The following is a 25739-nucleotide window of genomic DNA, read 5'->3' as shown; positions in this document are numbered from 1 at the left end:
TAGCTATGGAAGAGCCGCGTCGCCTCGGCGGCCGGTACGAACTGGGCCACGTGCTCGGCCGCGGTGGCATGGCGGAGGTCTACCTCGCGCATGACACCCGCCTCGGCCGCACCGTTGCTGTGAAGACGCTACGCGCCGACCTCGCGCGCGACCCGTCCTTCCAGGCCCGGTTCCGCCGGGAGGCCCAGTCGGCCGCCTCGCTCAACCATCCCGCGATCGTCGCGGTCTACGACACGGGCGAGGACTACATCGACGGGGTGTCCATCCCGTACATCGTCATGGAGTACGTCGACGGCTCCACCCTCCGGGAACTCCTGCACAGCGGCCGCAAGCTGCTGCCGGAGCGGACGCTGGAGATGACCATCGGCATCCTCCAGGCACTGGAGTACTCGCACCGGGCCGGCATCGTCCACCGCGACATCAAGCCGGCGAACGTCATGCTGACGCGCAACGGCCAGGTCAAGGTCATGGACTTCGGCATCGCCCGCGCGATGGGCGACTCCGGCATGACGATGACCCAGACCTCCGCGGTCATCGGCACCGCGCAGTACCTCTCGCCCGAGCAGGCCAAAGGCGAGCAGGTCGACGCCCGCTCCGACCTCTACTCCACCGGCTGCCTGCTCTACGAACTGCTGACCGTCCGTCCCCCGTTCGTCGGCGACTCCCCCGTCGCGGTCGCCTACCAGCACGTCCGCGAGGAACCGCAGGCACCGAGCGTCTTCGACCCCGAGGTCACGCCCGAGATAGACGCGATCACGCTGAAGGCGCTCGTCAAGGACCCCGACTACCGCTACCAGTCGGCCGACGAGATGCGCGCCGACATCGAGGCCTACCTCGACGGCCAGCCGGTCGCGGCCACCGCGGCGATGGGCGCGGTCGGCTACGGCGGCTACCCCGACGGCCAGGCTACGACGGCTCTGCGCACGGACGCCGGCGCCGCCACCTCGATGCTGCCGCCCATGAACCCGGACGACGGCGGCTACGGCTACGACGACCGCCCCGGCAGGCGCCGCCAGCAGCAGAAGAAGAACAACACCTCGACGATATTGCTGGTCGCGGCGGGCGTCCTGGTCCTGATCGGCGCGATCCTGCTCGGCCGCTCGATCTTCAGCGGCAACGGCGGCGTGGGCAACGACGACGTCCGGGTCCCGAACTTCGTCGGCCTCACGAAGGAAGCCGCCGAGAAACAGGCCACCAACACTGACCTGATCCTGAAGTTCACCGAGGAGCCCTGCGAGGAGCAGGCCAAGGGCAAGATCTGCGACCAGGACCCCGAGCCGGGCACCGACGCCCAGAAGGAGTCCACCGTCAACCTGGTGGTGTCCACCGGGGCACCCAAGGTCGAGGTTCCGAATGTCAAGGGCCTCGCCTTCGCCGACGCGGAGAAGGCCCTGAAGGAGAAGGGTTTCGAGGCCGAGAAGGAGAGCCAGGAGTCCAGCGAGACGCCGGACACCGTGCTTTCCCAGGATCCCGAGGGCGGAACCACCCGGGAAAAAGGGACCACCATCACCCTCACCGTCGCCAGGGAGGTATCCCAGGTGACCGTGCCCAACCTCCTGGGCAGTACCCCCGACGTGGCCAAGACACTGCTGGAGTCGAAGGGCCTGGTGCTCGGCGCCCAGACGGAGGAGGAGTCGACGGCCCAGCCCGAAGGAACGGTCTTCGAGCAGAACCTCAGCCCGGGCACGGACGTCGACCGGGGCAGCACCGTCGCCATCAAGATCGCCAAGGCGCCGGCGAACGAGAAGTTCGCGATGCCAAAGGTCACCGGGATCACCGTCGGCGAGGCCAAGCAGGTCCTCGCCGGGGCGGGCCTGCAACTCGAGAGGGTCCAGGGCGTGGACAACGACAACGCCCTGGTGTTCGAAAGCAACCCGCGGGAAGGCCAGGAGGTCAAGAAGGGCGACAAAGTCACCCTGACCGCCATTGGCCAGCAGGACGGCAACAACGGCGACAACGGCGGTGGCCCCGGCGGCTTCTTCGGCGGCCTCACCGGCGGCAACAGGGACGACTGACCCCTCCCGGAACGCCCCGAACACGCCAGAGCCCCGGCCCCCTCTCCGGAGGGCGCCGGGGCTCCTTCATGGCCCGGCCTGAACACGCGTTCCCGCTTCGCTCGTGCCTTCGTCTGTCACCGCTCGTTGATCAGGTGGGGTGGGCCGTCCGACCTCTGCCCCGACCACGACAACACAAGGGGCAGAGGGTGCTCAAGGAATCAGTACTTCTGGAATCACAGACGCTGCGCAGCGGCGTCCTGGACCGCACGGACGTACTCGACAAGGTCAAGGCCCTGTCGCTGCTGCCGGACGGCATGCACGTGACGACGGCGATGGTGGCGGCGTACTTCGGTGTCACCACTGAGGTGATCCGGCAGCTCAAGGCACGGCATCGCGAGGAACTCTCATGCAACGGAATGACGACACTCCAAGGCCCTGAGCTCGCACGATTTAAGCGTGACGTCCTGTCACTCTTTCCTGGAAGTTATCCACAGCCTCGGTCGAGCCTCACTCTCTACTCCCGGCGAGCCGTGCTCAATGTCGCGATGCTTCTCCGCGACAGCCATGTCGCCCGTCAGGTGCGTGTGTACCTCCTGGACATGGAGCACCTGGCCCGCACACAGCCTGTGGACAACCCGGTCCCGACAGAACCCGTCAGCCTCGATGACCGCATCGACCGGCGCATCACCCACATCCTCGGCAAGACGGTCGTGCCGATGTTCAACGCCCTGATCGCCGCATCCGGTGAGCACCGCCGCGAGCTCCTCGAACTCCGCGCGGACATCGAGAACGTCGAACGCAGGCTGTGCTGGCATCACAAGCGCCTCGCCACCCTGGAAGGAGCTGCTCCCGCGGAGAATGTCAGGTCGACGCTCAAGGCGATGACCTGGCAGGCGTTCGAACAGCATGTCGCCGACCTGCTGCGGCGCGACGGCTGCACCGATGTCGTCGTACGGCAGGCCCGCAGCGACAGGGGCATCGACATCACCGGCCGCACCGCGGACGGGCGGACCGTGGCCGTCCAGCGCAAGAACCGGTCCGGCCGTTGGACCGTGCCCAGTGCCGACATGCAGAAGTTCGCGGGCGCGACGTGTGCCATCGACCGTGTGGACCTCGCGCTCTTCGTCGCCACCTGCAACTTCAGCCACGAGTCGCAGGCGATCGCCGACCTGACCGGAGTCGTCACGGTCAATCGGGAGGAAGTGGAAGCCTGGACCGCCGGAGTGCGTCTCAAGGCACTGCGGTAGCAGCGGATCGCGGAGGCCCGAAGCCGCAAAGGCAAGTTGCGGCTTCGGGCCTTCGTCATGTTAGGGGACCGGAGTCCTGCAGAACCTCGGTCAGCGCAGTTCCTTCGGCGGGGTCCGGTCCTTGTCGACCTTCTCCGTGCGGACCAGTTCGCCCCAGACGATGTAGCGGTACTTGCTGGTGTACACCGGGGTGCAGGTCGTCAGGGTGATGTAGTGGCCGGCCTTCTTGCGGCCGGACTCCTCGGGGACCTTGGAGAGGACCTCGATGTTGTACTTCGAGGTCTCGGGAAGGATCGCGTAGGTCTTGTAGACGTACCAGGTGTCCTTCGTCTCGAAGACGATCGGGTCGCCTTCCTTGATCTTGTGGATGTCGTGGAACTTGGCCCCGTGGCCGTCCCGGTGCGCGGCCAGCGAGAAGTTGCCCTTCTTGCCGGACGTCGGCAGGGTCGCCTTCACCGGGTCGGTGTAGTAGCCGGCGACGCCGTCGTTGAGCACCTCCATCGTGGTGCCCTTCTCGACCAGGATGTCGTTGCCCATCGCGGGCACGTGCAGGAAGCCGATCCCGTCCTTGCTGTCGTAGGAGGCGGGGCCGTCGCCGGTGCCGACGCCGGGCCCCTGGGCCCAGTTGTCCCGTACCTTGTCCGCCTGCTTGTCCGCCGCGCGATCGGCGAGCACGTTCGTCCACCACAGCGAGTAGACGACGAACAGGCCGAGCAGCAGGCCCACGGTGATGAGAAGTTCTCCGAGCGCGCTCACCGCGATCGCGACCGGCCCCATGCGGCGGCGCGCCGGAGGCGACGGTGACGCGGGCATGGCGGTGTGCTCTTCGGTGTCGTCGGCGGTCGCTGCCACGTTTCCTCTGCCCTTAACTGACGAGCGCATCCGGCTTGCCCTTGCTGCGCGGCCGTTCCTCGTCCATCTTGCCCCAGACGATCATGCGGTACTTGCTGGTGAACTCCGGCGTGCAGGTGGTCAGCGTGATGTAGCGGCCGGGTTCCTTGAAGCCCGATCCCTTCGGGATCGGTTCGAGCACGCTGATGTTGCTCGGCGAGGTCACCGGCAGGATCGACTCCATCTTGTAGACGAAGTACGTGTCCTGCGTCTCCACCACGATCGGGTCGCCCTGCTCCAGCCGGTTGATGTACCGGAACGGCTCCCCGTGCGTGTTGCGGTGCCCCGCGACCCCGAAGTTTCCCTCCTTCTCGTCGGGCATCGCCGTCTTCAGCGCGCCCTCCGCGTAGTGGCCCACCATGCCCCGGTCGAGCACCTTCTTGCTGTCGATCCCCTCGGCGATCGGCACGACCACGTCCAGCCGCGGAATGTGCAGCAGCGCGAAACCCTTGCCCGGTTCGAACGCCCCCGGGCTGCGCTTGCCGTTGGCCCAGTCGCTCTGGAGGTCACTGGCCTCCTGGCCGGCCTGTGCCTGCGCGCGCACATTCGTCCACCACAGCTGGTAGGTGACGAACAGCAGCATCAGCACACCGCAGGTGATGAACACCTCGCCGATCCCCCGGCTCGCGGCGACGGCGGCACTCGGCTTCTGCTCCCGTGCCCGCCGCCGTGCCTCCACACGCGAGAGCGGCGCCTGTGGCTCGTCGTGGCCGTGGAGTGCGTCCGGGGCCTCGGCGGGCCGATTCGCGCCGCCACGGCGCCCCTGACGCTTCTTGGCGGCCTTCCTGCGCGCCGCCCGGCCCCCGGGAGCCGCGGAAGCCGCCGAGGGCTCCCCGCGCGAGCCGTGCGTCGCGGGTCCCGCGCCCGCGTCGTACTCCGCGCCCGCGTCGTACTCCGTGCGCTCCGGCGGATCGGGGATCCGCAGTGCCACCGTCTCCTCGTCGAGGGGCGGCAGATACGCGGTACTGTCGTCGGCCCCGGCAGCACCGCCCCCGACCGCGCCCGCACCGCCGTAGGAGTAGGCGCCCTGCTGAGTGGTGTCGTACCAGCCGCCGTCCTCGAACGTACCGGGCGCCCCGTACGCGCCGGGCCCCCCGTACGGCTGCTGCCCGTACGGGGCCCCCTGCTCGCCGCCGGCGCCGTACGAGGAACCGTCCGTGAAGGACTGCCCGTATCCGGCACCGGACTCGCGCTCGGGGCGCAGCGCGGTCACGCCGACGACCTGCCCACCACCGGGGCCAGCCCCGCCGATCTCGCCACCGCCCCGTCGTCCCCGCACTCCACCAGCCAGTTGGCGAGCATCCGGTGCCCGTGCTCGGTGAGCACCGACTCGGGATGGAACTGCACGCCCTCGACGAGCAGTTCACGGTGGCGCAGACCCATCACGATGCCGTCCGGTGTCCGGGCCGTCACCTCCAGCTCCGCCGGTACGGTGGCCGGCTCGGCCGCCAGGGAGTGGTAGCGCGTCGCCGTGAACGGCGAGGGCAGGCCCGCGAAAACGCCCTTGCCCCCGTGCTCGACCGGCGAGGTCTTCCCGTGCAGCAGCTCGGGCGCGCGGTCCACCACACCGCCGTAGGCCACCTGCATGGCCTGCATACCGAGGCAGACACCGAAGACGGGCACTCCGGCCGACGCGCAGTGCCGCACCATGTCCACGCAGACACCGGCCTGTTCGGGGGCCCCGGGCCCCGGGGACAGCAGCACGCCGTCGAAGTCCTCCTGCGCGTGCGCCGTCGACACCTCGTCGTTGCGCAGGATCTCGCACTCGGCGCCCAGCTGGTACAGGTACTGGACCAGGTTGAAGACGAAGCTGTCGTAGTTGTCGACGACGAGAATGCGCGCGCTCACTGGTTGTCCACCGTCACATCGTTGAAGGGCAGCAGTGGCTCGGCCCAGGGGAAGACGTACTGGAAGAGGACATAGACCACAGCGATGATCAGCACGAGTGAGATGAGCGCCTTCGCCCATCCGTTCCCCGGCAGATGCCGCCAGATCCAGCTGTACATGCCGTCCCTTCCGTCGCACCACGGCACCGGACCCACGCCGTTCGTCACCAGACTAACGGCGCAACGCCTCCGGTTTCCCGGCCTCCACAGGCTGCGTGGAGTCCGGATGCGCCCGGACGGTCGGCCGATGACTGTGCCCCGTCCCGGTTCGCACGTCGTCAGCGTCGGACAGCGGCCGGGACGCGTGTATCCGGAAGTACGTGGCGCAGGGCCGATCACCTCGATGTCCGAGGGAACGGTTTCGTACGGACGGGGCTCACCGACGGCTCGCGGCCCCGCTCCCGGAGCCCGTCCGGCCCGGGGCCCGCCCCGTGGGCTCTACCGCACCGGCTTCGCGTAGTGCAGGTCCACTGTGCCCGAGTAGCCGGGCAAGGTCACCGACCCCTCGTCCTCGACCTTCCAGCCGAGCCCGTAGACGTTGACGTACACCATGTAGTTCTGGACCGACGGGGAGGCCGCGAGCGCGTTCTTCAGCTTCTCCGGATCGCCGACCGCCGTGATCTTGTACGGCGGCGAGTAGACGCGGCCCTGGAGGATCAGGGTGTTGCCCACACAGCGCACCGCACTGGTGGAGATCAGCCGCTGGTCCATGACCTTGATGCCCTCGGCGCCGCCCTGCCACATCGCGTTCACCACGGCCTGGAGGTCCTGCTGATGGATGACCAGGTAGTCGGGCTGCGGCTCGGGATATCCGGGAAGCTTGGCGGTGGCGTTCGGCGGGGCGTCGTCGAGCGTGACCGTGATGGCCTCGCCCTTGAGTTTCTGCGTGCCCGCGCGGTGCTCCAGGTCGGCGAGCTGGTCGTCCTCCGCCTCGGTCCTGCCGTCGTCACGCTCGGCGAGGGACTCGATGTCTCCCCGGAGCGCCCCGTTGGACTCCTCCAATTCGCCGTTCTTGTGGCTGCGCTCATGAATGAGGTCGGACAGCTTCAGCAGGGAGTCGTCCGTGCGGATGTTGGTGCCCTTCGCCGTGTTGAAGCTGGTGAAGAAGAGGAGACCCGCGAGGGCGAACACACCCGCGGTGAGCATCCGGACGGGCCGGAAGCCGCGTCGGCGGACAGGGCTGGCTTCCGTCCCTGGGGAGTCGGCAGAATTGCTCAACGTACCCTTATCTCCTTCGGCGCCACGGAAGCACTACGCTAACTGACGCCCGGGGGAGCGCTCGGAGTCCCCTTGCAACCGCCCCGAGCACGACCCAGTTCCCTGCGCGGCCACGCAGCGCATCGACAGGAGAGACCCTCGTGCCGAAGTCACGTATCCGCAAGAAGGCCGACTACACGCCCCCGCCGGCGAAGCAGACGACCGATCTCAAGCTGACCAGCAGCTCCTGGGTCGCACCGGTGATGCTGGCCCTGTTCCTGATCGGCCTGGCCTGGATCGTCGTGTTCTACGTCACCGACGGCAAGCTGCCCGTCGACGCGCTGGGCAACTGGAACATCGTGGTGGGCTTCGGATTCATCGCCGCCGGCTTCGGCGTCTCGACTCAGTGGAAGTAGCGCTGAGCGGTACGGACCTGCCCCAGCCCTGCCCTGGACCGCCCGGCGGTTCAGGGCAGAGTTGTCCGGCAGCTCTGGGCAGGGCTGTCCACCGAGTTATCCACAGGCATGTCCACAGCATGGGGAAAAGAAACGACGATCTGTGGATAACCTGTCGGAGATTGACGCCGGTGTGACAGAAGCACCAGCAACCGAAAGCGCGTTCGCGCATCGCTGACCTGCGGAAACACGGGCCAGCGACAGCAGGCACAGATGTTCCTGCACACTGTGCACAAGATCCGGCACAGACTGTGGACAACCGGTGCTCAGGCGAGCTGGGCCGTCCTCAGCAGGGTCATCAACACGATCACGGCAAGGACCAGTGCACAGGTTCCATACTGGATCAGAGCCCGCCGCTCGCGCGAGGCGTGGACCATGGCGTACCCGATCACCACACCGGCGACGAGCCCTCCGATATGGGCCTGCCAGGCGATGTTGAAGCCCGGGCTGAAGGTGAAGACCAGGTTGATCACCAGCAGGACGATGATCGGCCGTATGTCGTAATTGAGCCGGCGCACCAGAACGGCCATCGCACCGAACAGCCCGAAAATGGCACCGGAGGCACCGAGCGAGGCCGTGGTCCCCGGGGCCAGCAGATAGGTCAGCGCACTGCCCGCCAGGCCCGAGATCAGGTACAGCGCGAGGTAACGGGCCCGGCCGAGGGCTTGCTCGAGCGGACCGCCGAGCCACCACAGAGCGAACATGTTGAAGGCGATGTGCCAGATCGCCTCGTGTGTGAACATCGAGGTGACCAGGCGGTACCACTCGCCCTCGGCGACGCCCTCGACGGGGCTGAGCGGCGGCCAGGTCCCGATCAGCACGAGGTGGTCCAGCAGCGGCGACCAGACATGCACCGCGATGAACACCGCGATGTTGATACCGAGCAGGATCTTGGTGATCAGCCGGGGGTCCCCGGCGACGGTGCCGCCGGCGATCGTGCGGGGCCTCGAGGCGGCGGGCGCGTGCCCGGCGCCCGGGCCTCCCCTGCGGACGCATGCGGGGCACTGGAAACCGACCGAGGCGCTGACCATGCACTCGGGGCAGATCGGGCGTTCGCAGCGGGTACAGCGAATGCCGGTCTCGCGGTCCGGGTGGCGATAGCAGACCGGGATACTGCGGGCGTCCTGCGGGCTGCCTGCAGCCTGGTCGTCCATGGGATCCCCTAGGTCGTGTGGAAAAGGCCCCGCCCCGCCCATCCTTACGGATGAGCGGGGCGATTGGTTCCCTCTGGGGGCTTTCGCACTCCTGGGGGCAGGGCCGCACTCGGCCCTTACGGCGTTCTCAGCCCTCGCGGATCTCGACCGACTCGATGACGACGTCGTTGACCGGACGGTCGGTCCGGGGGTTGGTCTGCGTGGCCGCGATGGTGTCGATCACCTTCTGGCTCGCGGCGTCGGTGACCTCGCCGAAGATGGTGTGCTTGCGGTTCAGCCACGCCGTCGGGGAGACGGTGATGAAGAACTGCGAGCCGTTGGTGCCCGGACCCGCGTTGGCCATGGCCAGCAGGTAGGGCTTGTCGAAGCGCAGGTCCGGGTGGAACTCGTCCTCGAACTGGTAGCCGGGACCGCCGGTGCCGTTGCCCAGCGGGTCACCGCCCTGGATCATGAAGCCGCTGATCACCCGGTGGAAGACCGTGCCGTCGTAGAGCTTGTCCGTGGACTTGGCGCCCGTCTCCGGGTGGGTCCACTCCCGCTCGCCCTTGGCGAGCTCGACGAAGTTCTTGACGGTGATCGGCGCCTGGTTCGGGAAGAGCCGGACCTCGATGTCGCCGTTGTTGGTCTTCAGGGTGGCGTAGAGCTGATCAGCCACGATGTGCCTTCCGTTGTCTTTCCGTAACTCCCCGATCCTCGCACGGACGGGGCGTCCAGTCGCCCGCCGCCCGTCCACAGGGGGCAACAGGGCCGAACCGCTTGCAGAAAACCGGGTGAGTCCTTCCGTGACGGGGGCACTCGGGAACGATCCGTGGCATTGTCGACGACAAGCTCCCGTTCTCCCGCATTCATCCGCTATTGCACTCGATCAGTGCCATCGGCACCCGTATGCCCCTCCGCACATGCCCGACAGGGAGGCGGAAGGCATGATCCGTAAATGGGTGGACAGTCGAAAAACGTACGCCACCGAGGAGGAGGAACCGTGACCCGCATCGATAGCGTGCGCGCCGCGACTGATTCGGCGAAGGACAGCGTGCTGCATGCCGCGGAAGTGGTGGCGCCCTACGCCGACACGGCCAAGGTGAAGGCCGCGCACTACGCACAGGAGGCGCGCGTACGGCTGGCGCCCAAGATGACCCAGGCCGCGGGGCAGGCCCGTGTCCAGTACGGCGCCCATGTGCAGCCGTATCTGGAGCAGGCCCGGAGCCATGTGCCGCCGAAGGTCGATCTGGCTGCTCACGAGGCCGCCGTCCGGACCCGCAAGGCTGCCCAGCAGGCGGCGGACTACTCCCGGCCGAGGATCGAGCAGGCCAAGGCCGCCGCCGGTCCGGCGCGGGACGAGGCCGCGGCCCGCAGTGCGGCGGTACTGGCCGCACTGCGCGGTCAGGTCTCGGCCAAACAGATCCAGAAACTCGTCCGCAAGCAGCAGCGGCGCGCGAAGGCCGGCCGGGCCGCGAAGGTGCTCGTGGTCCTGGGTGCCGTCGTCGGCGGTGCGTTCGCCGCCTGGAAGTGGTGGGACAAGCAGGCCAACCCGGACTGGCTGGTGGAACCGCCGGCCGCGACCGACGTCGGGGAGCCGGGCGCGCTGTCGTCCGTGGACGGCAGCCGCGGCTCCAGCCTCGATCCCGAGGTCCGGGCGAAGGAGGCCGAGGAGGAGGCCGCCAAGCGCGACGAGCAGCCCTGACGCTCGGGCGGCATCGAAGGATCTCGGTGCCGTCGGTCTGCGACATCCATCGCCTGCGGTACCAACAGCCTGGTGGGGCGGGAGACTTCAGCGTCTTCTGCTGCACCGGGCTGTTTCACGTGAAACAGCCCGGTGGGCCCGGGACCCCGGCCCTGAAGCCAGGGCCCCGAAGGCTTCCTGGAGCCATGACGCCGGGCTCCTGGAGTTACTGAGAAAGAACCCCTCCCCCCCTGCTTTCCGCAGGTGGGAGGGGTTTCCTTGTGGAGCCTAGGGGAGTCGAACCCCTGACATCTGCCATGCAAAGACAGCGCTCTACCAACTGAGCTAAGGCCCCGTGTGTGAAGCGTCCACCAGGAACAAGCACATCCGGGTGGGCGCCGGAAACAAGAGTACCGGGTCCCCCGGGGGGTTCCGCAAAAAGATTGGGGGTCCCCGTGACCAACCACTCTCCGTAAGATGCTCGGCGTGGTTCGCTACAGCGAACCACGGTTCTCGGGGAAGCGATGGGGAGACGCAATGGACGCCGCACAGCAGGAAGCCACCGCAAGAGCGCGGGAACTGCAGCGGAACTGGTACGGGGAGCCGCTGGGGACGCTCTTCCGTAAGCTCATAGACGACCTCGGCCTCAACCAGGCTCGTCTCGCTGGGGTACTGGGGCTGTCCGCACCGATGCTGTCGCAGCTGATGAGCGGTCAGCGGGCGAAGATCGGCAACCCCGCGGTGGTCCAGCGGGTGCAGCTGCTGCAGGACCTGGCGGGCCAGGTCGCGGACGGCAGTGTCAGCGCGGCCGAGGCGACCGAGCGCATGGAGGAGATCAAGAAGTCGCAGGGGGGTTCGGTGCTCAGCAACACCACGCAGACGACGAGCAGTTCGGGCGCGCCCACGGTCAAGCGGGTGGTGCGGGAGATCCAGTCACTGCTGCGTTCGGTGGCCGCTGCCGGCGACATCATCGACGCCGCCGACGCCCTCGCCCCGACCCACCCCGAGCTGGCAGAGTTCCTCCGGGTCTACGGCGCCGGCCGCACCTCCGACGCGGTCACGCACTACCAGTCCCACCAGAACTGATCCCCGGCCGCAGTCGGGGCAGGGGCAGAAGGGGTAAGCAAAGGGGTAGGGCAAGGGGAGATCCCGCTGGGGGAGGAGCGACGCACAGCCATGGGTGAGGTCTTTGCCGGCCGGTACGAGCTGGTCGACCCGATCGGGCGCGGGGGTGTCGGTGCCGTCTGGCGTGCCTGGGACCACCGCCGTCGCCGCTATGTGGCGGCCAAGGTCCTGCTGCAGAGCGACGCCCACTCCCTGCTCCGTTTCGTGCGCGAGCAGGCCCTGCGGATCGACCACCCCCATGTGCTCGCCCCCAGCAGCTGGGCCGCCGACGACGACCAGGTCCTGTTCACCATGGACCTGGTCGCCGGCGGCTCACTGGTTCACCTCATCGGCGACTACGGACCCCTGCCGCCGGCGTTCGTCGGTACCCTGCTCGACCAGTTGCTGGCAGGGCTCACCGCGGTGCACACGGAAGGCGTCGTACACCGCGACATCAAGCCCGCCAACCTGCTCCTGGAAGCCACCGGTACGGGCAGACCACGTCTGCGGGTGTCCGACTTCGGTATCGCCATGCGGCTCGGTGAACCGCGCCTGACCGAGACCGATCTGGTGGTGGGCACGCCCGGCTATCTCGCGCCGGAGCAGCTGATGGGCTCCGAACCGGACTTCCCCGCGGACCTGTTCGCGGTGGGCCTGGTCGCGCTGTATCTGCTGGAGGGCGCCAAACCGGACGCCAAGGCGCTCATCCAGCACTTCGCCGAGCACGGCACGCCCGGGGCTCCCCAGGGCATCCCCGACCCGCTGTGGCAGGTCGTGGCCACCCTGCTGCAGCCGGACCCGCAGGCACGGTTCCGTACGGCCACGGGGGCGCGCAAGGCCCTGGCCGCGGCCAGGGAGCTCCTCCCGGTGCCCGGCGCCGACAACGAGTTGATCGAGATCTTCGACCAACTCGGGCCGCTCCCCCCGGGTTTCGGCCCCGAAGGCCCGCTGAAGGCGGCTTCGGGCGTGCGCTCGGCCCCGAGCCGTCCGGGAGGGGCGGGACAGCACCCGGAGGGCGGGGAGACGGACCGCCCGCCCGAGGCCGGAGCGGCAGGCGCTCTGCTCGGGACCTCCGGGCGTGGCGACTCCCCCTCCCGTTCCGAACCGGGCCACGGCGGCACCTCCCCCCACAGCGGTGGGGCCGGCCGCCCGGTTCCCGCGAGCCGGTCCACCGCGGCCGGTGTCGCCGGCACCGGCCCGGCACCGTCCGCCCCGCCGCGACAGCCCTCGATGTCGGACACCGGCAGCTTTCACCTGCCACCGCCCCAGGCCACGGTCACGTCCTCCCCCGCACCTGCTCGACCGCCCCACGCGCCCACCCCACCGGGTCAGGGGCAGGGACGGGTACCGGGACAGGTGCACGCCCGGGCACAGTCCCAGGGCCGGACACCGTCCCAGCCTCCTTACGGCGCACAGCAGGTGGCCCACGCCGACCCCCTGTCCCCGCCCGACGGCGCTCACCCACTGCGCTCCCCCCTGTTCCCGCCGTCGTTCCCGCCGTCGGCGTGTCCCGGCCCCGGGTCGCATCGCGCCGATGCCTCCACTGCTGAGTACACCGCCCGCGTCCCGCAGGTTCCGCCTTCGGACAAGGCGGTTTCACGGCACGGGGCGACCGGCCGGCGACGGCGACGGCGCCGCACCGGTCCTCCCGCACGGGTGGCCGTCCCCCTCCTGCTCCTGGCGCTGGCCTGCTATGCCGTGGGGTTCTGGGCCCTCACGCGGGTCTGATGCCCGGATCGTCCTGGGAAACGGTTCTTCGTCGAGCGGCCGCCGTCCACACAGCGAGTCCCACCAGCAGTGCGCTGCCGGTTCCGATACCGCCCACCGCGAGCGCCGTCATCGCGGTGCCGTCCCCCGTGGACCGGCCACGAGTCGCCGCCTCGCGGTCCTGCGCGGTGACCGCGAAGATGTCCGCCGGAACGGACTCCCCCGCGTACTCCGGCCCGTCCTGTGCCGCACCGCTGACCCGCACCCGCAGCTTCAGCGGGACGGGTCCGTCACCGAAGTCGTCCGCCACCTCCGCCGTGAGGTGTGCGACGAGGTAGTAGGAGCCTGCGAAGCGCATCGCGCCGACCTGGGCGCCGGTGGCATGGCGATTGGCGTACGCGACGTGGGGGAGCGGGGGGAGGCTGCCCGACTTCTGTCTGCCGTCGTAGCCGATGCCCACGTCCGCGACATGCCCGCGTACGGGGTTGTAGAGGTCCAGGTCCAGGGCGGCGGGGACGAACCCGGTGCCGTCCGAGCTCGAACTGCCCAGTTCGGCGGTGGCGTGGAACTGCTGGCCCCAGTCGACGGGAACCTTGTAGAAGAGCGTCCGGCCGGGCCGGATGTCGTCCCGCCAGACTCCCTCATCGAGCGGGGTGGCCTCGGCGAAACCGACGCCGCCCGCGCGCCGTTGGGCCTCTCCGGTGACGGGCTGGGGCGAGGCGGAGTTCCACTCCTCGGGCGCGGTCGTCACTTCGGTTCGTTCCAGCCGCGGTTCCGACGCGATGGTGAGTTCCAGTTGCCAGGCGTCGGGGGAGGCGCCCTTTCCGTCCGGATCGGCGCGTTCGACGGTCACGTAGTACGTACCGGCGTCCTGGCAGAGGGATTTCCTGGGGGAGATCTCGCGCACGGCCGACGCGGCGACCGGGTGCGGGCTGGCGGCGGCGCCGAACGTCGCGGTGTCCACGTCGCAGGAGCGGCCGTCCGCGTCCTGCACGGACACCTTGACGCCGTCGATGACGGCGGCGCTGCCACGGCCCGGGGGGACGGCGGTGGCGGAGACGTGGACGTCCGAGCCGGCGTCGAGTTCCAGGCGGTAGTGGATCCTGCCGCTCGCAGGAAGAGTGCTCCGGTAGGTCCGACCGGCTTCCAGCCGTACGGCATCGGCGGTGCTCCCCGCCCCGTCGATCCGTTGCGCGCCCTCGGTGAAGGCATACCCCTCAGAGGCTCCAGGAGCCCCGGAAGCAGCGCGGAAGGCCTCGGGGGCCCCGGCGTTCCCGGAAGCCCGGGAAACCACCTCGGGGGCCCCGGCGGCGGCCGCCTCCGGCCGCGCAGACGCACCCGGGGCCCCCAGCAGCATCACCGACGCGAGCGTCACCACGCCCGCGCGCAGGGCAGCCGGCGCCCGACCACGCCCCGCTCGGGCGTGCCGCCCCCACGCCATACACCGCCGTCCCCTCACGCGCCACCCCTCGTCGTCGCCCGGACGTCGCACCGTGCCCCATCCTGCCCCGCGGACAAGGCCCGTCGGCAAGGCCCCACGACACACAAAACCCCGACCGCGAGCGCGGCCGGGGTCTGTTCAGCGTCGTATGTCGGTACTCACGAACCCGTGGGCACGGAGTCAGTCGCCTCCGTCCACAGATCCTGCTCGGCGCGATCCGCCTGGATCTGGCGGTACACGAGGAGCCCGCCGATGGCGGCCAGTGCGACCAGGAGAAGCTTCTTCACCGCGCGACCTCGTCTTTCTTGACGTAGGGGACCTCTGGCGCCCGACTATACACACCGACCGATACCGATCAGTGACCTGTGTCGGCCGCGCAACTCCCCATCTTTACTGTGCAGTAGGAGCGGAGCACACCGACCGGACCAGAGGGTGACCACCTCCGCACAGTCGGTGAATTTGACCGCCTCCCTCCGGACTCTTGCACTTTTCTCCCCTCTTGCGACCATCCGGGTGGTGTTCATCTGAACATCGACGCGCCACGGACGTTGGTCCACCACTTCGCAGCCCACATACACATGATGAGGAAAGTACGCAAATCGCCCGACCCGAAAGTGAGGGGCCATGGCCCGGAACAAGGTCATGAAGCTGTGGACCGCCATCGTCACCGCCTTCCTCGCGCTGTGCACGGCGCTCGGACTCATCACCACGACCGCCTCCGCCGCGGCGGTATCCCAGACCGAGACGACCCGCAACAGCAAGAGCGCCCCGGACGTGACGACGCCGGCCGCGTCCGTCCGGCCTTGGTCCCATACGAGGGCCCTGCCCCCCACGATGAAACAGCGCATCCGCGCGGAGGCCCACGGAGGATCCCCCAGGTGCCGCCACCGCCCGCTCGCGAACCTGGCCCCTGCCCCGGCCTCCACCCCCTGCTCCGACGACACCACATCCCCCGCGGCGCCCCGCACCGGCCACCTCCCGCTCCAGCGCTGAGCCGCCGGGCCCATGGAGGCCCACTGCCTCACCACACCCCACCCGTGCCGTCCCGGCTCCCCCGAAGTCCCGGCGAACTCGCGTACGGCCCCGACGGCACGCGAAAGGCCCGGTTGCCCGGCAACGAGCAACCGGGCCTTCCCCATGCCCTCACCACCGAGCGCGTCAGGGCCCGGCCGCCACCGCACCCCGCCCCACCGGCGAACGGGTCCGGAGGGAGCGGAACCCCACCCCTCCACACCAGCACTCACGCCCCGGGCAAGGGCATGGAGCAGACCGGGTGGGACGAGGTGAGGGCCGGCAGGCCGAGACGAGGCAGGCCAAGACGGACGCAAAAGACCCCCGGCCGAAATGGCCGAGGGTCTCATGGCGATGTGGGGCTAACAGGATTTGAACCTGTGGCCTCATCCTTATCAGGTCGATCATGCCGGGGCTGCGGCGTTGACCATCCGGCTATGTGCTTTGGTCGATCGTTCCCTAAGGGCCGGCGGCGGCCGTCGCCGTGCGCCCTTGTTGGTGTCAGCCGCTGATGTCAGCCGCCCTACCCCGTCTTGACAAGACGCGCTGGTTGGGCTGGAGCTACCTTGCTCCACCGCCTCATCCGAGCGGCAGCCATGACGGCCACCAGTCAGGAGCCCCGGTCAGCCCGCACTCAGCACCGGAGGAATCCATCACCACATGCCACACCGCCATCGACGGCCAGGCCAGGAGCACTCCGGCCAAGGGTACGGCCAGGAGGGCCAAGAACACCCGCAGTCCGCCTTCGGCCCGAGCCCTGCTGTTCCATGCAACCAATGCGACAGTTGCTGCGATCAGCGACGATGCGCCCGCGTGGGCGAACACAAGGCCGGGCTCGATGGTCTGGCAACTCCTCCAGGCTGCGCCCAGGAGCCCGGCAGATGTGTAGAAGACGCCGACGAAGACAAGCCCCCCCGTGGCCCGTCGGGTGGTCGCCGCTGCGTCGGCTGCTTCCGATTCGGCGTCCTGGGCAACGGACGAGCTACGGAGCTTCCTTATCTGTTCTGTAGCGCAGTAGTAGAGATACCCCCAGGCCAGCACTCCGGCCGCTATCCAGGCGAAGCGCTCGAGCACGCCGGGTCGCGTCCCTATCGTTGCGCCTAGTGAGCCGAGGGCCGTCCCAGTGGCGATTATGACCAGCCTGACATCCGTCAACTGTTCTCCTCTGATGAGGGGATGGTTGCCGACCCCGGCTGGTCGGGGCTGGCAGCCATCTCTCAATAGTCGAACGTTGTTTCTAGCATCGGCCGACTAGTCGAACCAGCGGTCCCAGAAGTGGTAGCCGCGAGTCGGCTTCATGGACGCCCTCTATTGCCATCATGTGGTGCCTGGGATGGGGTTGCGGACAGCGTGAGGTCGGTGGAGCGGCTTTGGGCTGGAGCTGCTTTGGGGCGAGTGATCATGGCCCCGTAAGCTTCCGGCGCGTCGGGCAGTCTGTGGACCTGCCCGTTAAAGCACGACGTTGGGGCCATGATCTTAGAGGCTCGCCCCAAAGTGGCTGCCTAAAGCCGTGGAGCCGACCGCCCCAGCCACGACGTGTTCTGACCTCATGCACTGTGTGCCTGCCTCTTGGGCGGGAGCGGGCGGCCGGCGGTGCCGAGCGGGGCGGAGACAGGAGCGCGGGCGCCGCCGGCCGCCCGCGCCCGCCCGGAGGAGCGAAGCGACGACGGGTGCTTGATGAGGTAGAGAAACCTGTAACAACTGGCTCGGCGTCTGTAGGCCTCGTGCCTTCGAGCGTCAAGCGGAGGGCGTGCCCGCAGTGAGGAGCCGGCTCGTGAAGCCGCTTTGGCACAGTCGCTCGTATGCCTCGCTGACGTCGCCCGGTACCGGCTGGCTGACCATGAATCCCTGCGCCGGGTAGATCATCAGACGCTGGAGCGCGCCCACCAGCATGTCGATCACCAAACGAGCGTCACCGATGGAGTCGACGTACTCGGCGAACGTCATCGGAGTGGAAGCGCTCACGATCTCGATGTCGGGCCACAGCTTGCGTGCGGTGGCGTACGCTCGCCGCTCCTCATACGGCTTGCTGATCAGGAGGACAGAGGACACGTCGACGCCGGCCTCTTCCAACAGCTCTCGGGAGAAGCGGATGTTCTCACCCGTGTTGCGGGCTCGGGGTTCAACAAGCACGGCTGAGCTGGGGACACCAAGCTCAAGGGCCCGCTCCTGATAGTGGACGGCTTCGCCCCGCGGCATGCGGTCCCGCGTCGTAGGGCTGGTGGCTCCGGTGAACACGAGCAGTGGAGCCATGCCGCGCTTGTACAGGTCCACCGCCGTGTCGGCGACCCCTAGGTCGTGGCTGCCGAGACCGATGGCGACCGAGCACGGTCGGAGCGAGTGGCCCATCTGGTGGTACTCCCACAGGCGCCGCGCATCTGCCCAATCCTGCGTCGAGATCACTGCTGACCTTCCCTGTCCTTCGCTGAGTCCGGCACCTTGAAGTCGTACGCCCAGGCAAAGCGTGAAGCCGCGTGTACCCCGATGGCGAACTCAACCACTGTGCCTGACGCCGTATAGGTAGTCCGGTGCAGCTCCACAACCGGTTCGCCGGGTGGCAGCTGAAGCAACTTCACTTCATCCGGTGTGGGAGCACGGGCAAAGAGTTCTTCCTTCATGTGATCGATCTCGTAACCCGCGTCGTACAGCACGCGAAATCCTCCGCCCCGGCCGGCCGGTCCTGGCGTGGGGTCCACCAGGCGCGTGCCTTCCACGTGCTCGGGACGGTAGTAGCTGGTCAGCGTGTGCGTTGGCTGCTCGCCTTCCTTCACCAGCCGCGCGCGTGCGTAGACCTCGGCACCCACCGGCAAGCCATGCGCGGCGGCTACTTCGGCCGGTGCTTCAACAAGACTGATCGTCTGGGTCTGCTCGTTACGGCGATACCCGCGCCCAGAGGCCACCCTGTCCGCGATGAACGCCACCTCGTCGCCGTCCCGCCACTTGGCCTTGTCATACCGGGCGATGCCGAGTCGCTTGAGCGGCACTTGCTGGCGCACGACGGTGCCGTGCCCCCGCGACGAGGTGACCAGGCCTTCGGCTTCCAGCGCCTTGTACGCGGCATGGACGGTGGACTTGGAACCCTCGCCGGCCTCGACAAGCTCTCTGATGTGCGGCAACTGCTGGCCCGGTGCGTAGTCACCCCTCTTGATCCGCTCAGCCAGCCTGTCAGCCAGCTCTCGCCACTTGGGCGCCATCTCGAACCCCTCTCGACGGTTCCAGTGAAACATAGTCCCAGGACTGTTGACAGTCCCAGGACTGCGATGCACTATCTCTCTTAGTTGCTCGCAGTCCTAGGACAGCGGGCTCCGGGAGGCCTTCTTTGGGCTGCCCGACGTCAACGCAGGGAGAAGTCATGCCGTCCTTCAAGATCGACCTTTCGTCCGCCGTGGTGTTCGTGGCGACTGCCCCGGAACCCAAGATGGCCAACAAGAAGACCGGGGAGCGGGCCCTGGACCGGGAGACCGGTGCGGGCCTGTCCACCGTGGGCCTGCTCGTCTCGGACGAGGGGGAGGGCAACCTGTACCAGGTCACCATCCCGGAGACCGGCTACCCGGAGGGCCTGGTGCCGGGCATGCCGGTGCGGGTGGTCGGCCTCAAGGCCCGCGACTGGGAGAACACCTTCAACGGTGAGAAGCGGCACGGCATCTCGTTCCGCGCCGTCGCGATCACGGCGGCCTGACCATGGCCGACCTGACGGTGTGGCTGGAGGCCACCGGAGCCATAGCGGGGGCCGGCGGGCTCGGCTACGCGAAGGTACGCGCACCGCGCGTGTACTGGTCGCTGGTCGGCCTGCCGGTCACCTGGGGCCGCTTCACCTTCTCCTACGCCTCGACCATGGACGTGTGCGGGCTGACGGTGCAGCCGTCCGGCCTGCGGGCGTTCATGACCCGCAACGTCGCCCGCCGCGAGGTGCGGCCGGTGCCCCCGAAGATCCGCCGCATCCGGCCCACCTCGACCGGCCTGCGGGCCACGCTGCGGCTCCCGGCCGGCCTGGAGCCCGCCGACGTGGCCGCCTCCTCCGAGCGGCTGCGGCACGCCTGGGGGGTGCACTCGGTGACCGTGGTGGAGACCCGGCCCGGCTTCGTCGAGCTGCGGATGACCGGCTACGACGTGCTGCGCCGGGTGCGCATGCCGCGCCACGCCGCCCCGCGTGACCTGGTGGTGCCGGTGGCGCTGCGGGAGGACGGGACCGCGTTCGAGCGGGACTACCGCAAGGCCCCCATGGCGCTCACGCTGGGCGCGAACCACTCGGGCAAGTCGATGTATCAGCGCAACCTGATCAAGGGTCTGGCGCAGTTGCCGGTGGCGCTGGTCGGCATCGACTGCAAGCGCGGGGTGGAACAGTCCGCGTTCGCGCCCCGGCTGTCGGCGCTGGTCACCACCCCCGACGATGCCGCCTCGCTGCTCGCCGTCCTGGTGGCGGAGATGGAAGACCGCTTCGACCTGCTGAGCCGTCACGGCGTCTCCGATGTGTGGGAGCTGCCCGCACGCCTGCGGCCGGTGCCGGTCGTGGTCCTGGTCGACGAGGTGGCGGAACTGTTCCTGATCTCCTCGAAGAAGGACGAGGAACGCCGCGAGAAGATCGTGACCGCGTTGATCCGGCTGGCGCAGATGGCTCGGGCGGTCGGCATCTACCTGGAGATCTGCGGGCAGCGCTTCGGCTCCGACCTGGGCAAGGGCGCCACCATGCTCCGGGCCCAGCTCACCGGCCGCGTGGTGCACCGGGTCAATGACAAGCAGACCGCCGAAATGGGCCTGGCCGACGTGGCGCCGGACGCGGTCTTGGCCGCCGGCCTGATCCCGATGGAACGCCCCGGGACCGCGGTCGCGGTGGACTCCGCGGGCGGCTGGTCGAAGATCCGCACCCCGCACACCTCCCGCGCGGACGTGGTCGAGGCCTGCCGCAAGTTCGCCCACCTGGTCCCGGACTTCCCCGCCCTCGACCCGTTCCGCCCCCACGTGCCCGTCGAGGCGCCGGCGGCCGGTCCGTCGCTGGTCAAGCCCCGCCCGGTCACCGACTAACCCCCCCCCGTTCCGCCCGGTCGGCGTGACCGCCTCACGCCAGGTCCCTACCCGAGCCATGCCCGAAGAGAGGACGCCATGGCCCCCCGGAAGACCCCCCGCCGCAAGCCCACCCCGACGCCCTGCCCCGACTGCCAGACCGGCCAGATCTCCGAGTCCTTCCAGGTCGGCGCCCGCCGCAAGCGCATCAGTGACGACCGCCAGGAAGCCCTCTGCCTGACCTGCCTGGGCTCGGGTGAAGCCCCCACCGACTGACCACCGGGACCGGGCGGCCGGAACACCGCTGACCGCCCGTCCCCGGCCCCACCCCTTCGAAGGGAGGTGCCCATGCTCCGCTCGATCCGCCCGGACGCCGTCCTCGTCCAAGCCGTCATCGCCGGCGCGCTGTCCTTCGCCCACCTGCACGACCTGGCCGAAGCCGCCGGACAGACCGGCTGGAAAGCCTGGGCCTACCCGGTCTCCGTCGACCTCCTCCTGGTCGCCGCCTGGAGCCGACTGCGCACGGCCCGCCGGGACCGCTCGGCCTGGACCTGGTTCGTGATCGCCCTGTTCGCCTCACTCGGCGCGAACATCGCGACCGCCGGGCTCCTCGACCTCGGCGACGTCCCGGCCTGGCTGCGCATCCTCGTCGCCGGCTGGCCCGCCCTGGCCTTCCTCGGCGGAACCCTGCTGGTCCACACCCCCGCCGCCAAGTCCGCTCCACAGCCTGTGGACGACGAACCGGCAACCCCGCCGGAAGTCGACGTGACCCGCACCGACACCCCCGAGCCGACCCCGGTCCCGGCCCCGGCGCCTGCCGCACCGGAACTGACCCCGGCGCCGCCTCAACCCACCGAGGTGCCCACCGTCCCGGCCGCGCTGCTGGACCACGCCCGGAAGCTCGCCGACGCACATCAGGCGTCCACCGGCGCCCCGATGCCCGCCGACACGCTCTCGGCCCGGCTCGGCCTGCCCGCCCCGATGACCAACGCGATCGCCGCCCAGCTCCAGCTCACCTGACCGCCCACCCCGCACAGGAGGAAAGCCCGTGCAGACCTTCGACCGCCCGTCCGACTACATGGACGCGGCCCGCGAGATGGCCGCCGCCGGCCGCCCGACCCTGGCCCGCCTGCTCGCCGAGGAGGCCGCCGACCGCACCTCGAACCCGCAGGACAAGGCCCGCATCCTCGCCGAGTTCCCCGGCCACAGCCTCCGACAGGAGGACTGACCTCATGGCCGTCTACCGCCGCTTCCGCAACCGCATCCGCATCGGCCCCGTGCAGGTCGCCACCTACTACGACGGCCGGGGCCGGGAGATGCACACCGCCGCCTGCACCGCCCCGCGCTGCGGCTTCTCCGCCGACTACCACGACCGCTCGGCCGCAGAACTCGCCGCTCGCACCCACCGCTGCACGGCATAGGAGGACACCGCGTCATGGACGTTCCCCTCTGGCTCGCCCTGATCGTCGTCGGCTGGCTCGGCGTCAAGCTCATCCGCCCGCCCTGGTGGCTGATCGCCGTGCTGCTGCTCGGCGGCTACCTCCTCGCCGACAGCCTGCTGGCCCCGGTCATCGACACCGCCGTCAAGTAAATCCCCGAAAGGAGATCCGCCCATGCTCCGGCCCAAGCCCCCGACCATGCCCCAGCCCACCGGCACGGTCACCCCGCCCGCCGTCGTCGAGCCGACCCCCATCACGCCGACCACCCCGGCCCCGTCGACGGTTCCGGTCGCCCCGGCCCCGGCGCCGTCCCGGCCGGTCGTGCAGTTCACCCCGGGTACCGCGCTCGCCCTGGTCGGCGGCGGCACCGCCGTGGTCCTGGTCGTCGGCGCGGTCCTGGTCTCCATGCTCCTCGCGGTCGCCGTCACCGCCACCTCGGTCGCCGTCTGCGCCGTCGTCCTGCGCTCGCTGGTCGGCGCGCAGCACAAGAACCGCTGAACGGCCCCCGGAGCGGCCTCGGTCGCCAAACTTCGTCCGCTCCGGGCGCCTGCACCCCATCCAGATCCACCGGACCCGAAAAGGGAGACCTCATGATGCCCCAGCGCACCCGGACCACGCGCGTCTGCCGCGCCTGCGACGGCTTCCCGGTCGTCGCCGTCACCACCGGCACCCGCCACCGCGACGGCACCCGCGCCACCCTCCGCATCGCCTGCCCGGCCTGCGAGGGCACCGGCCGCGCCCTCCTGACCGCCCGGCAGGAGATGTTCGCGTGACCGACACCGCCACCGCGGCGGGCCTGGACCCGGCCACCCTCGCCGATGTGCTGAGGCTGGCCGGGTCCCCCGGCTTCGACCGCGTCCAGGAGCAGATCCGCCGCACCGGCGGCTGCACCGACCCGATCCATCTGCAGGGCTCGACCGTCACCCGCGATGCCGCGACCGGGCAGGTGCTGCACTCCTACTCGACCGAGACCGAGCCCGGCGGACGACTCCGCGTCGCGTGCGGCAACCGGCGGGCCTCCCGCTGCCCGGCCTGCGCCTGGACGTATGCGGGCGACACCTACCACCTCATCCGCGCCGGCCTCGTCGGCGACCCCGCCAAGGGCACCCCGTACACCATCCGGGACCACCCGCGGGTGTTCGCCACCCTCACCGCCCCCTCGTTCGGCCCGGTCCACAACCGGCCCGGCAACCGGCCCTGCCGCTGCGGCACCCGCCACGACGAGGACGCCCCGGAGCTGGGCACCCCGCTCGACCCCGAGGCGTACGACTACGCGGGCGCGGTGCTGTGGAACAACCACGCCTCCGAGCTGTGGCGCTACTTCACGATCTACCTCCGGCGGGAGATCGCAAAGCGGGCCGGGCTCACCCAGAAGGCAGCGCGCGAAGCCTCCCGCGTCTCCTTCGGCAAGGTCGCCGAGTACCAGAAGCGCGGGGCCGTGCACTTCCATGCCGTGATCCGCTTCGACGGACCCGCCGGGCCCGGCGAACCCCCGCCGACCTGGGCCACCCTCGACCTGCTCACCGACGCCGTCCACGCAGCTGCCGCCCGCGCCGAAGTCGACGTACCCGCCGCCGGGGAGCTCCCGGCCCGCACGCTGCGGTGGGGCACACAGCTCGACGTACGCCCGATCCGGGCCTTCGGCGACGGTGAAGAGATCAGCGAACAGGCGGTCGCCTCCTACGTCGCCAAGTACGCCACCAAAGCCGCCGAAACGACGGGCACCGTCGACCGCCGGATCGGCAACAAGGAGGCCCTCGTCCTGCTCGGCGTCGCCGACCATCCCGCCCGGCTGATCGCCGCCTGCCTGGACCTGCACGCGCTCTACCCGGACCGCAAGCTCCGCGACTGGGCCCACATGCTCGGCTTCCGCGGTCACTTCTCCACCAAGTCGCGCAGCTACTCCACCACCCTCGGGGCGCTGCGCCAGACCCGCGCCGACTACCGCGCCGCCCAGCAACGCCAAGCCCTCGGCCTGCCCGACCCCGACAGCGAAGAGGCAACCACCCTGACCCTCGCCCACTGGACCTACGCCGGCCACGGCCACACTCCCGGCGAGTCCTGGCTCGCCGCCAACATCCGCCGCGACATCCAGCACAACCGCGAAACCGCCCGCGAGGAACTACCCGCCCTGCTCGACCTGGAAGGAGCCGCCACATGACCACCGCTGCCCCCGAACTGCTGACCGTGCCCGAGGTCATGGCGCAGCTCAAGGTAGGCCGTACCAAGGTCTACGACCTGATCCGTACGCACCGCCTCGTCTCCATCAAGGTCGACGGGTGCCGGCGCATCCCGGACCACGCGGTTCGCGACTTCATCGCCGGGCAGATCGGGGAGGCTGCCTGATGGCGAAGCGTCGGCCCAACGGCGGCGGCACGATCACCAAACGGTCCGACGGTCGCTACCAGGGCGCTGCCTACGTGACCGACACGGACGGCAACCGGGTGCGCAAGTACGTGTACGGCCGGACCTGGGACGAAGCGAACGAGAAGCTCGGCAAGCTCCAGGACCAGGAGCGCAACGGCGTCCCCGTGCCGTCCCGGTCCTGGACGCTCGGCGAGTGGCTGTCCTACTGGCTCGAGCACATCGTCGCTCCGGAGCGCGAGCACAACACGTACGTCAAGTACGAGTCCAAGGTTCGCCTCTACCTGGTGCCACACCTCGGGAAGAAGCCACTGGTCAAGCTCACTCCGGCACAGATCCGCATCTTCATGGCCGCGCTGAGGCGTGAGAAGGTCGGCGCCTCCGCCCGCTTCGAGGTGCTGCGCGTTCTCCGCAATGCCCTCAACCGGGCCATCCGCGAGGAGCTGGTCACGCGTAACGTCGCGCTCCTGGTCGACATGCCCAAGGTCGCCAAGGACAAGGGCAAGGCGTGGAACGCTCGGGAGGCGATCGCCTTTCTTCGGTCGGCCCGTGCCCACCGGCTCTACGCGGCCTGCGTCCTCGTCCTGGTCCTCGGTCTCCGTCGCAGCGAGGTGCTCGGCCTACGTTGGCAGGACATCGACTTCGAGGCCGGCCACTTCACCCCGGTCAAGCAGGTGCAGCGGGTCAAGGGCGTGGGCCTGGTCCTCAAGGACCTCAAGACAGAGTCCTCACAGGCGGTGCTCCCGCTTCCGGAGTTCTGCGCCCGTGCCCTGGAGGAGCGCCGGGAGCTGCAAGAGCTGGAACGGAAGATCGCCGGTGATCACTGGTCGCAGGAGCCGGACCATGACCTGATCTTTTCGTCCGAGCACGGCGGCATGATCGACCCGGTGGGCTTCTCCCGTACCTTCGATCGGCTGGTCAAGCGGGCCGGTGTCCGCCGCATCACGGTCCGCCTCGCTCGGCACACCTGCGGGACCCTGCTGGCCTTCCTGAAGGTGCATCCCAAGGTGGCTCAGGCGATCCTCCGGCACAGCCAGATCAGCATGACCATGGACGTGTACACGCACGTGGTCGGCGACAGTGAGCGGGAAGCGGTCGGCATGCTCGCCGAGCTTCTGGAAGATCCGCTCATCGGCTGATGTCACCCGTGGATGTCAAAGACCCCCAACCGTAACCGGCTGGGGG

Annotated in this window: 31 protein-coding genes, 1 tRNA gene and 1 pseudogene; 19 read left to right on the top strand and 14 right to left on the bottom strand. The window is 69.4% G+C overall.

What is annotated here, in order from left to right; all coding sequences use genetic code 11:
- Positions 1-5 precede the first annotated feature (5 nt).
- Both pknB and DIZ27_RS02855 read left to right on the top strand, forming a co-directional pair.
- Positions 6-2015, top strand: a complete 2010-nt coding sequence (gene pknB / locus DIZ27_RS02860; RefSeq protein WP_109376619.1) for a Stk1 family PASTA domain-containing Ser/Thr kinase — start codon at positions 6-8, stop codon at positions 2013-2015.
- A 188-nt stretch (positions 2016-2203) separates the two neighbouring features.
- The gene (locus DIZ27_RS02855) at positions 2204-3244 is read left to right on the top strand and encodes a restriction endonuclease (protein ID WP_109376618.1); all 1041 of its coding nucleotides are present in this window, start codon (positions 2204-2206) and stop codon (positions 3242-3244) included.
- A gap of 90 nt (positions 3245-3334) precedes the next feature.
- Here the strand turns inward: DIZ27_RS02855 and DIZ27_RS02850 are convergent, their stop codons facing one another.
- From DIZ27_RS02850 to DIZ27_RS02825, 6 genes and pseudogenes are all read right to left on the bottom strand, one after another.
- Positions 3335-4096 (bottom strand): class E sortase, encoded by a 762-nt coding sequence (locus tag DIZ27_RS02850; protein ID WP_258308196.1) that lies wholly within the window; start codon positions 4094-4096, stop codon positions 3335-3337.
- Positions 4097-4109: 13 nt separating this feature from the next.
- The gene (locus DIZ27_RS02845; protein ID WP_109376617.1) at positions 4110-5348 is read right to left on the bottom strand and encodes a class E sortase; all 1239 of its coding nucleotides are present in this window, start codon (positions 5346-5348) and stop codon (positions 4110-4112) included.
- A complete protein-coding gene (locus DIZ27_RS02840; protein WP_109376616.1) occupies positions 5345-5983 on the bottom strand; it encodes an aminodeoxychorismate/anthranilate synthase component II in 639 nt (212 codons plus the stop codon). The genes DIZ27_RS02845 and DIZ27_RS02840 overlap by 4 nt, the downstream gene beginning before the upstream one ends.
- Entirely contained in the window at positions 5980-6141 is a 162-nt protein-coding gene (locus tag DIZ27_RS02835; RefSeq protein ID WP_109376615.1) for a hypothetical protein, read from the bottom strand. Before DIZ27_RS02835 ends, DIZ27_RS02840 begins: the two co-directional genes overlap by 4 nt.
- 52 nt (positions 6142-6193) lie before the next feature.
- Positions 6194-6390, bottom strand: a pseudogene (locus tag DIZ27_RS46770) (class E sortase); the annotation flags it as partial.
- A 69-nt stretch (positions 6391-6459) separates the two neighbouring features.
- Positions 6460-7239, bottom strand: a complete 780-nt coding sequence (locus DIZ27_RS02825; protein ID WP_109376614.1) for a DUF881 domain-containing protein — start codon at positions 7237-7239, stop codon at positions 6460-6462.
- Positions 7240-7379: 140 nt separating this feature from the next.
- Here DIZ27_RS02825 and crgA point away from each other — a divergent pair, with 140 nt between their 5' ends.
- Entirely contained in the window at positions 7380-7634 is a 255-nt protein-coding gene (gene crgA, locus DIZ27_RS02820) for a cell division protein CrgA (RefSeq protein ID WP_109376613.1), read from the top strand.
- A 305-nt stretch (positions 7635-7939) separates the two neighbouring features.
- Here the strand turns inward: crgA and DIZ27_RS02815 are convergent, their stop codons facing one another.
- On the bottom strand, positions 7940-8827 hold the full coding sequence (locus DIZ27_RS02815; protein WP_109376612.1) for a rhomboid family intramembrane serine protease: 888 nt from the start codon (positions 8825-8827) through the stop codon (positions 7940-7942).
- 127 nt (positions 8828-8954) lie between these two features.
- Positions 8955-9482: a peptidylprolyl isomerase gene (locus DIZ27_RS02810; RefSeq protein WP_109376611.1), complete on the bottom strand. Its 528-nt coding sequence runs from the start codon at positions 9480-9482 to the stop codon at positions 8955-8957.
- 324 nt (positions 9483-9806) lie between these two features.
- On the opposite strand from DIZ27_RS02810, the gene DIZ27_RS02805 reads away from it, so the two are divergent.
- Complete coding sequence (locus tag DIZ27_RS02805) at positions 9807-10508, top strand: DUF5324 family protein (protein WP_109376610.1); 702 nt, start codon at positions 9807-9809, stop codon at positions 10506-10508.
- A 261-nt stretch (positions 10509-10769) separates the two neighbouring features.
- On the opposite strand, the gene DIZ27_RS02800 is transcribed toward DIZ27_RS02805, so the two are convergent.
- Positions 10770-10842: transfer RNA gene (locus DIZ27_RS02800), tRNA-Ala, on the bottom strand.
- Positions 10843-11024: 182 nt separating this feature from the next.
- On the opposite strand from DIZ27_RS02800, the gene DIZ27_RS02795 reads away from it, so the two are divergent.
- Entirely contained in the window at positions 11025-11573 is a 549-nt protein-coding gene (locus tag DIZ27_RS02795) for a DNA-binding protein (RefSeq protein WP_109376609.1), read from the top strand.
- 90 nt (positions 11574-11663) lie between these two features.
- Entirely contained in the window at positions 11664-13319 is a 1656-nt protein-coding gene (locus tag DIZ27_RS02790; RefSeq protein ID WP_109376608.1) for a serine/threonine-protein kinase, read from the top strand.
- Here the strand turns inward: DIZ27_RS02790 and DIZ27_RS02785 are convergent.
- Positions 13306-14739 (bottom strand): hypothetical protein, encoded by a 1434-nt coding sequence (locus DIZ27_RS02785; RefSeq protein WP_181383343.1) that lies wholly within the window; start codon positions 14737-14739, stop codon positions 13306-13308. The genes DIZ27_RS02790 and DIZ27_RS02785 overlap by 14 nt on opposite strands.
- Positions 14740-14897: 158 nt before the next feature.
- On the bottom strand, positions 14898-15026 hold the full coding sequence (locus DIZ27_RS46450; RefSeq protein WP_003999697.1) for a DLW-39 family protein: 129 nt from the start codon (positions 15024-15026) through the stop codon (positions 14898-14900).
- 337 nt (positions 15027-15363) lie between these two features.
- Here DIZ27_RS46450 and DIZ27_RS02775 point away from each other — a divergent pair, with 337 nt between their 5' ends.
- A complete protein-coding gene (locus DIZ27_RS02775) occupies positions 15364-15732 on the top strand; it encodes a DUF6344 domain-containing protein (RefSeq protein WP_109376606.1) in 369 nt (122 codons plus the stop codon).
- 597 nt (positions 15733-16329) lie between these two features.
- Here the strand turns inward: DIZ27_RS02775 and DIZ27_RS02770 are convergent.
- From DIZ27_RS02770 to DIZ27_RS02760, 3 genes are all read right to left on the bottom strand, one after another.
- Complete coding sequence (locus DIZ27_RS02770; RefSeq protein ID WP_109376605.1) at positions 16330-16824, bottom strand: hypothetical protein; 495 nt, start codon at positions 16822-16824, stop codon at positions 16330-16332.
- A gap of 663 nt (positions 16825-17487) precedes the next feature.
- Entirely contained in the window at positions 17488-18153 is a 666-nt protein-coding gene (locus tag DIZ27_RS02765) for a YdcF family protein (RefSeq protein WP_109376604.1), read from the bottom strand.
- On the bottom strand, positions 18150-18944 hold the full coding sequence (locus DIZ27_RS02760) for a GntR family transcriptional regulator (RefSeq protein ID WP_109376603.1): 795 nt from the start codon (positions 18942-18944) through the stop codon (positions 18150-18152). The genes DIZ27_RS02765 and DIZ27_RS02760 overlap by 4 nt, the downstream gene beginning before the upstream one ends.
- 158 nt (positions 18945-19102) lie before the next feature.
- Between DIZ27_RS02760 and DIZ27_RS02755 the strand changes: the two genes are divergently transcribed.
- The 12 genes from DIZ27_RS02755 to DIZ27_RS02705 all read left to right on the top strand — a co-directional run bounded on the left by DIZ27_RS02755 (position 19103) and on the right by DIZ27_RS02705 (position 25693).
- Positions 19103-19429 (top strand): hypothetical protein, encoded by a 327-nt coding sequence (locus tag DIZ27_RS02755; RefSeq protein ID WP_109376602.1) that lies wholly within the window; start codon positions 19103-19105, stop codon positions 19427-19429.
- Positions 19430-19431: 2 nt separating this feature from the next.
- Positions 19432-20772 carry an FtsK/SpoIIIE domain-containing protein gene (locus tag DIZ27_RS02750; protein WP_109376601.1) on the top strand — a complete coding sequence of 447 codons (1341 nt, stop codon included), beginning with the start codon at positions 19432-19434 and terminating at the stop codon, positions 20770-20772.
- A gap of 78 nt (positions 20773-20850) precedes the next feature.
- Entirely contained in the window at positions 20851-21027 is a 177-nt protein-coding gene (locus tag DIZ27_RS45540; protein ID WP_181383342.1) for a hypothetical protein, read from the top strand.
- 72 nt (positions 21028-21099) lie between these two features.
- Positions 21100-21771: a DUF2637 domain-containing protein gene (locus DIZ27_RS02745; RefSeq protein WP_109376600.1), complete on the top strand. Its 672-nt coding sequence runs from the start codon at positions 21100-21102 to the stop codon at positions 21769-21771.
- Positions 21772-21799: 28 nt separating this feature from the next.
- On the top strand, positions 21800-21979 hold the full coding sequence (locus DIZ27_RS02740; RefSeq protein ID WP_109376599.1) for a hypothetical protein: 180 nt from the start codon (positions 21800-21802) through the stop codon (positions 21977-21979).
- A 4-nt stretch (positions 21980-21983) separates the two neighbouring features.
- Complete coding sequence (locus tag DIZ27_RS02735) at positions 21984-22172, top strand: mobile element transfer protein (RefSeq protein WP_109376598.1); 189 nt, start codon at positions 21984-21986, stop codon at positions 22170-22172.
- Positions 22173-22186: 14 nt separating this feature from the next.
- A complete protein-coding gene (locus tag DIZ27_RS02730; protein WP_109376597.1) occupies positions 22187-22342 on the top strand; it encodes a hypothetical protein in 156 nt (51 codons plus the stop codon).
- 22 nt (positions 22343-22364) lie between these two features.
- Positions 22365-22688 (top strand): SpdD-like protein, encoded by a 324-nt coding sequence (locus tag DIZ27_RS02725; protein WP_109376596.1) that lies wholly within the window; start codon positions 22365-22367, stop codon positions 22686-22688.
- Between the two features lie 95 nt (positions 22689-22783).
- Complete coding sequence (locus tag DIZ27_RS02720; protein WP_109376682.1) at positions 22784-22963, top strand: hypothetical protein; 180 nt, start codon at positions 22784-22786, stop codon at positions 22961-22963.
- Positions 22960-24351, top strand: coding sequence for a replication initiator protein RepSA (repSA, locus tag DIZ27_RS02715; RefSeq protein WP_109376595.1), 1392 nt, complete (start codon positions 22960-22962; stop codon positions 24349-24351). Before DIZ27_RS02720 ends, repSA begins: the two co-directional genes overlap by 4 nt.
- Positions 24348-24536: a helix-turn-helix domain-containing protein gene (locus tag DIZ27_RS02710; protein WP_109376594.1), complete on the top strand. Its 189-nt coding sequence runs from the start codon at positions 24348-24350 to the stop codon at positions 24534-24536. Before repSA ends, DIZ27_RS02710 begins: the two co-directional genes overlap by 4 nt.
- Positions 24536-25693, top strand: coding sequence for a site-specific integrase (locus tag DIZ27_RS02705; RefSeq protein ID WP_109376593.1), 1158 nt, complete (start codon positions 24536-24538; stop codon positions 25691-25693). The genes DIZ27_RS02710 and DIZ27_RS02705 overlap by 1 nt, the downstream gene beginning before the upstream one ends.
- Positions 25694-25739: the final 46 nt, after the last annotated feature.

The organism is Streptomyces sp. NWU339, assembly GCF_003143855.1.
In the GTDB taxonomy this organism is placed as follows: domain Bacteria; phylum Actinomycetota; class Actinomycetes; order Streptomycetales; family Streptomycetaceae; genus Streptomyces.
Note: the sequence above shows the minus strand (reverse complement) of the source record. Positions and strands in the feature narration are given on the sequence as shown.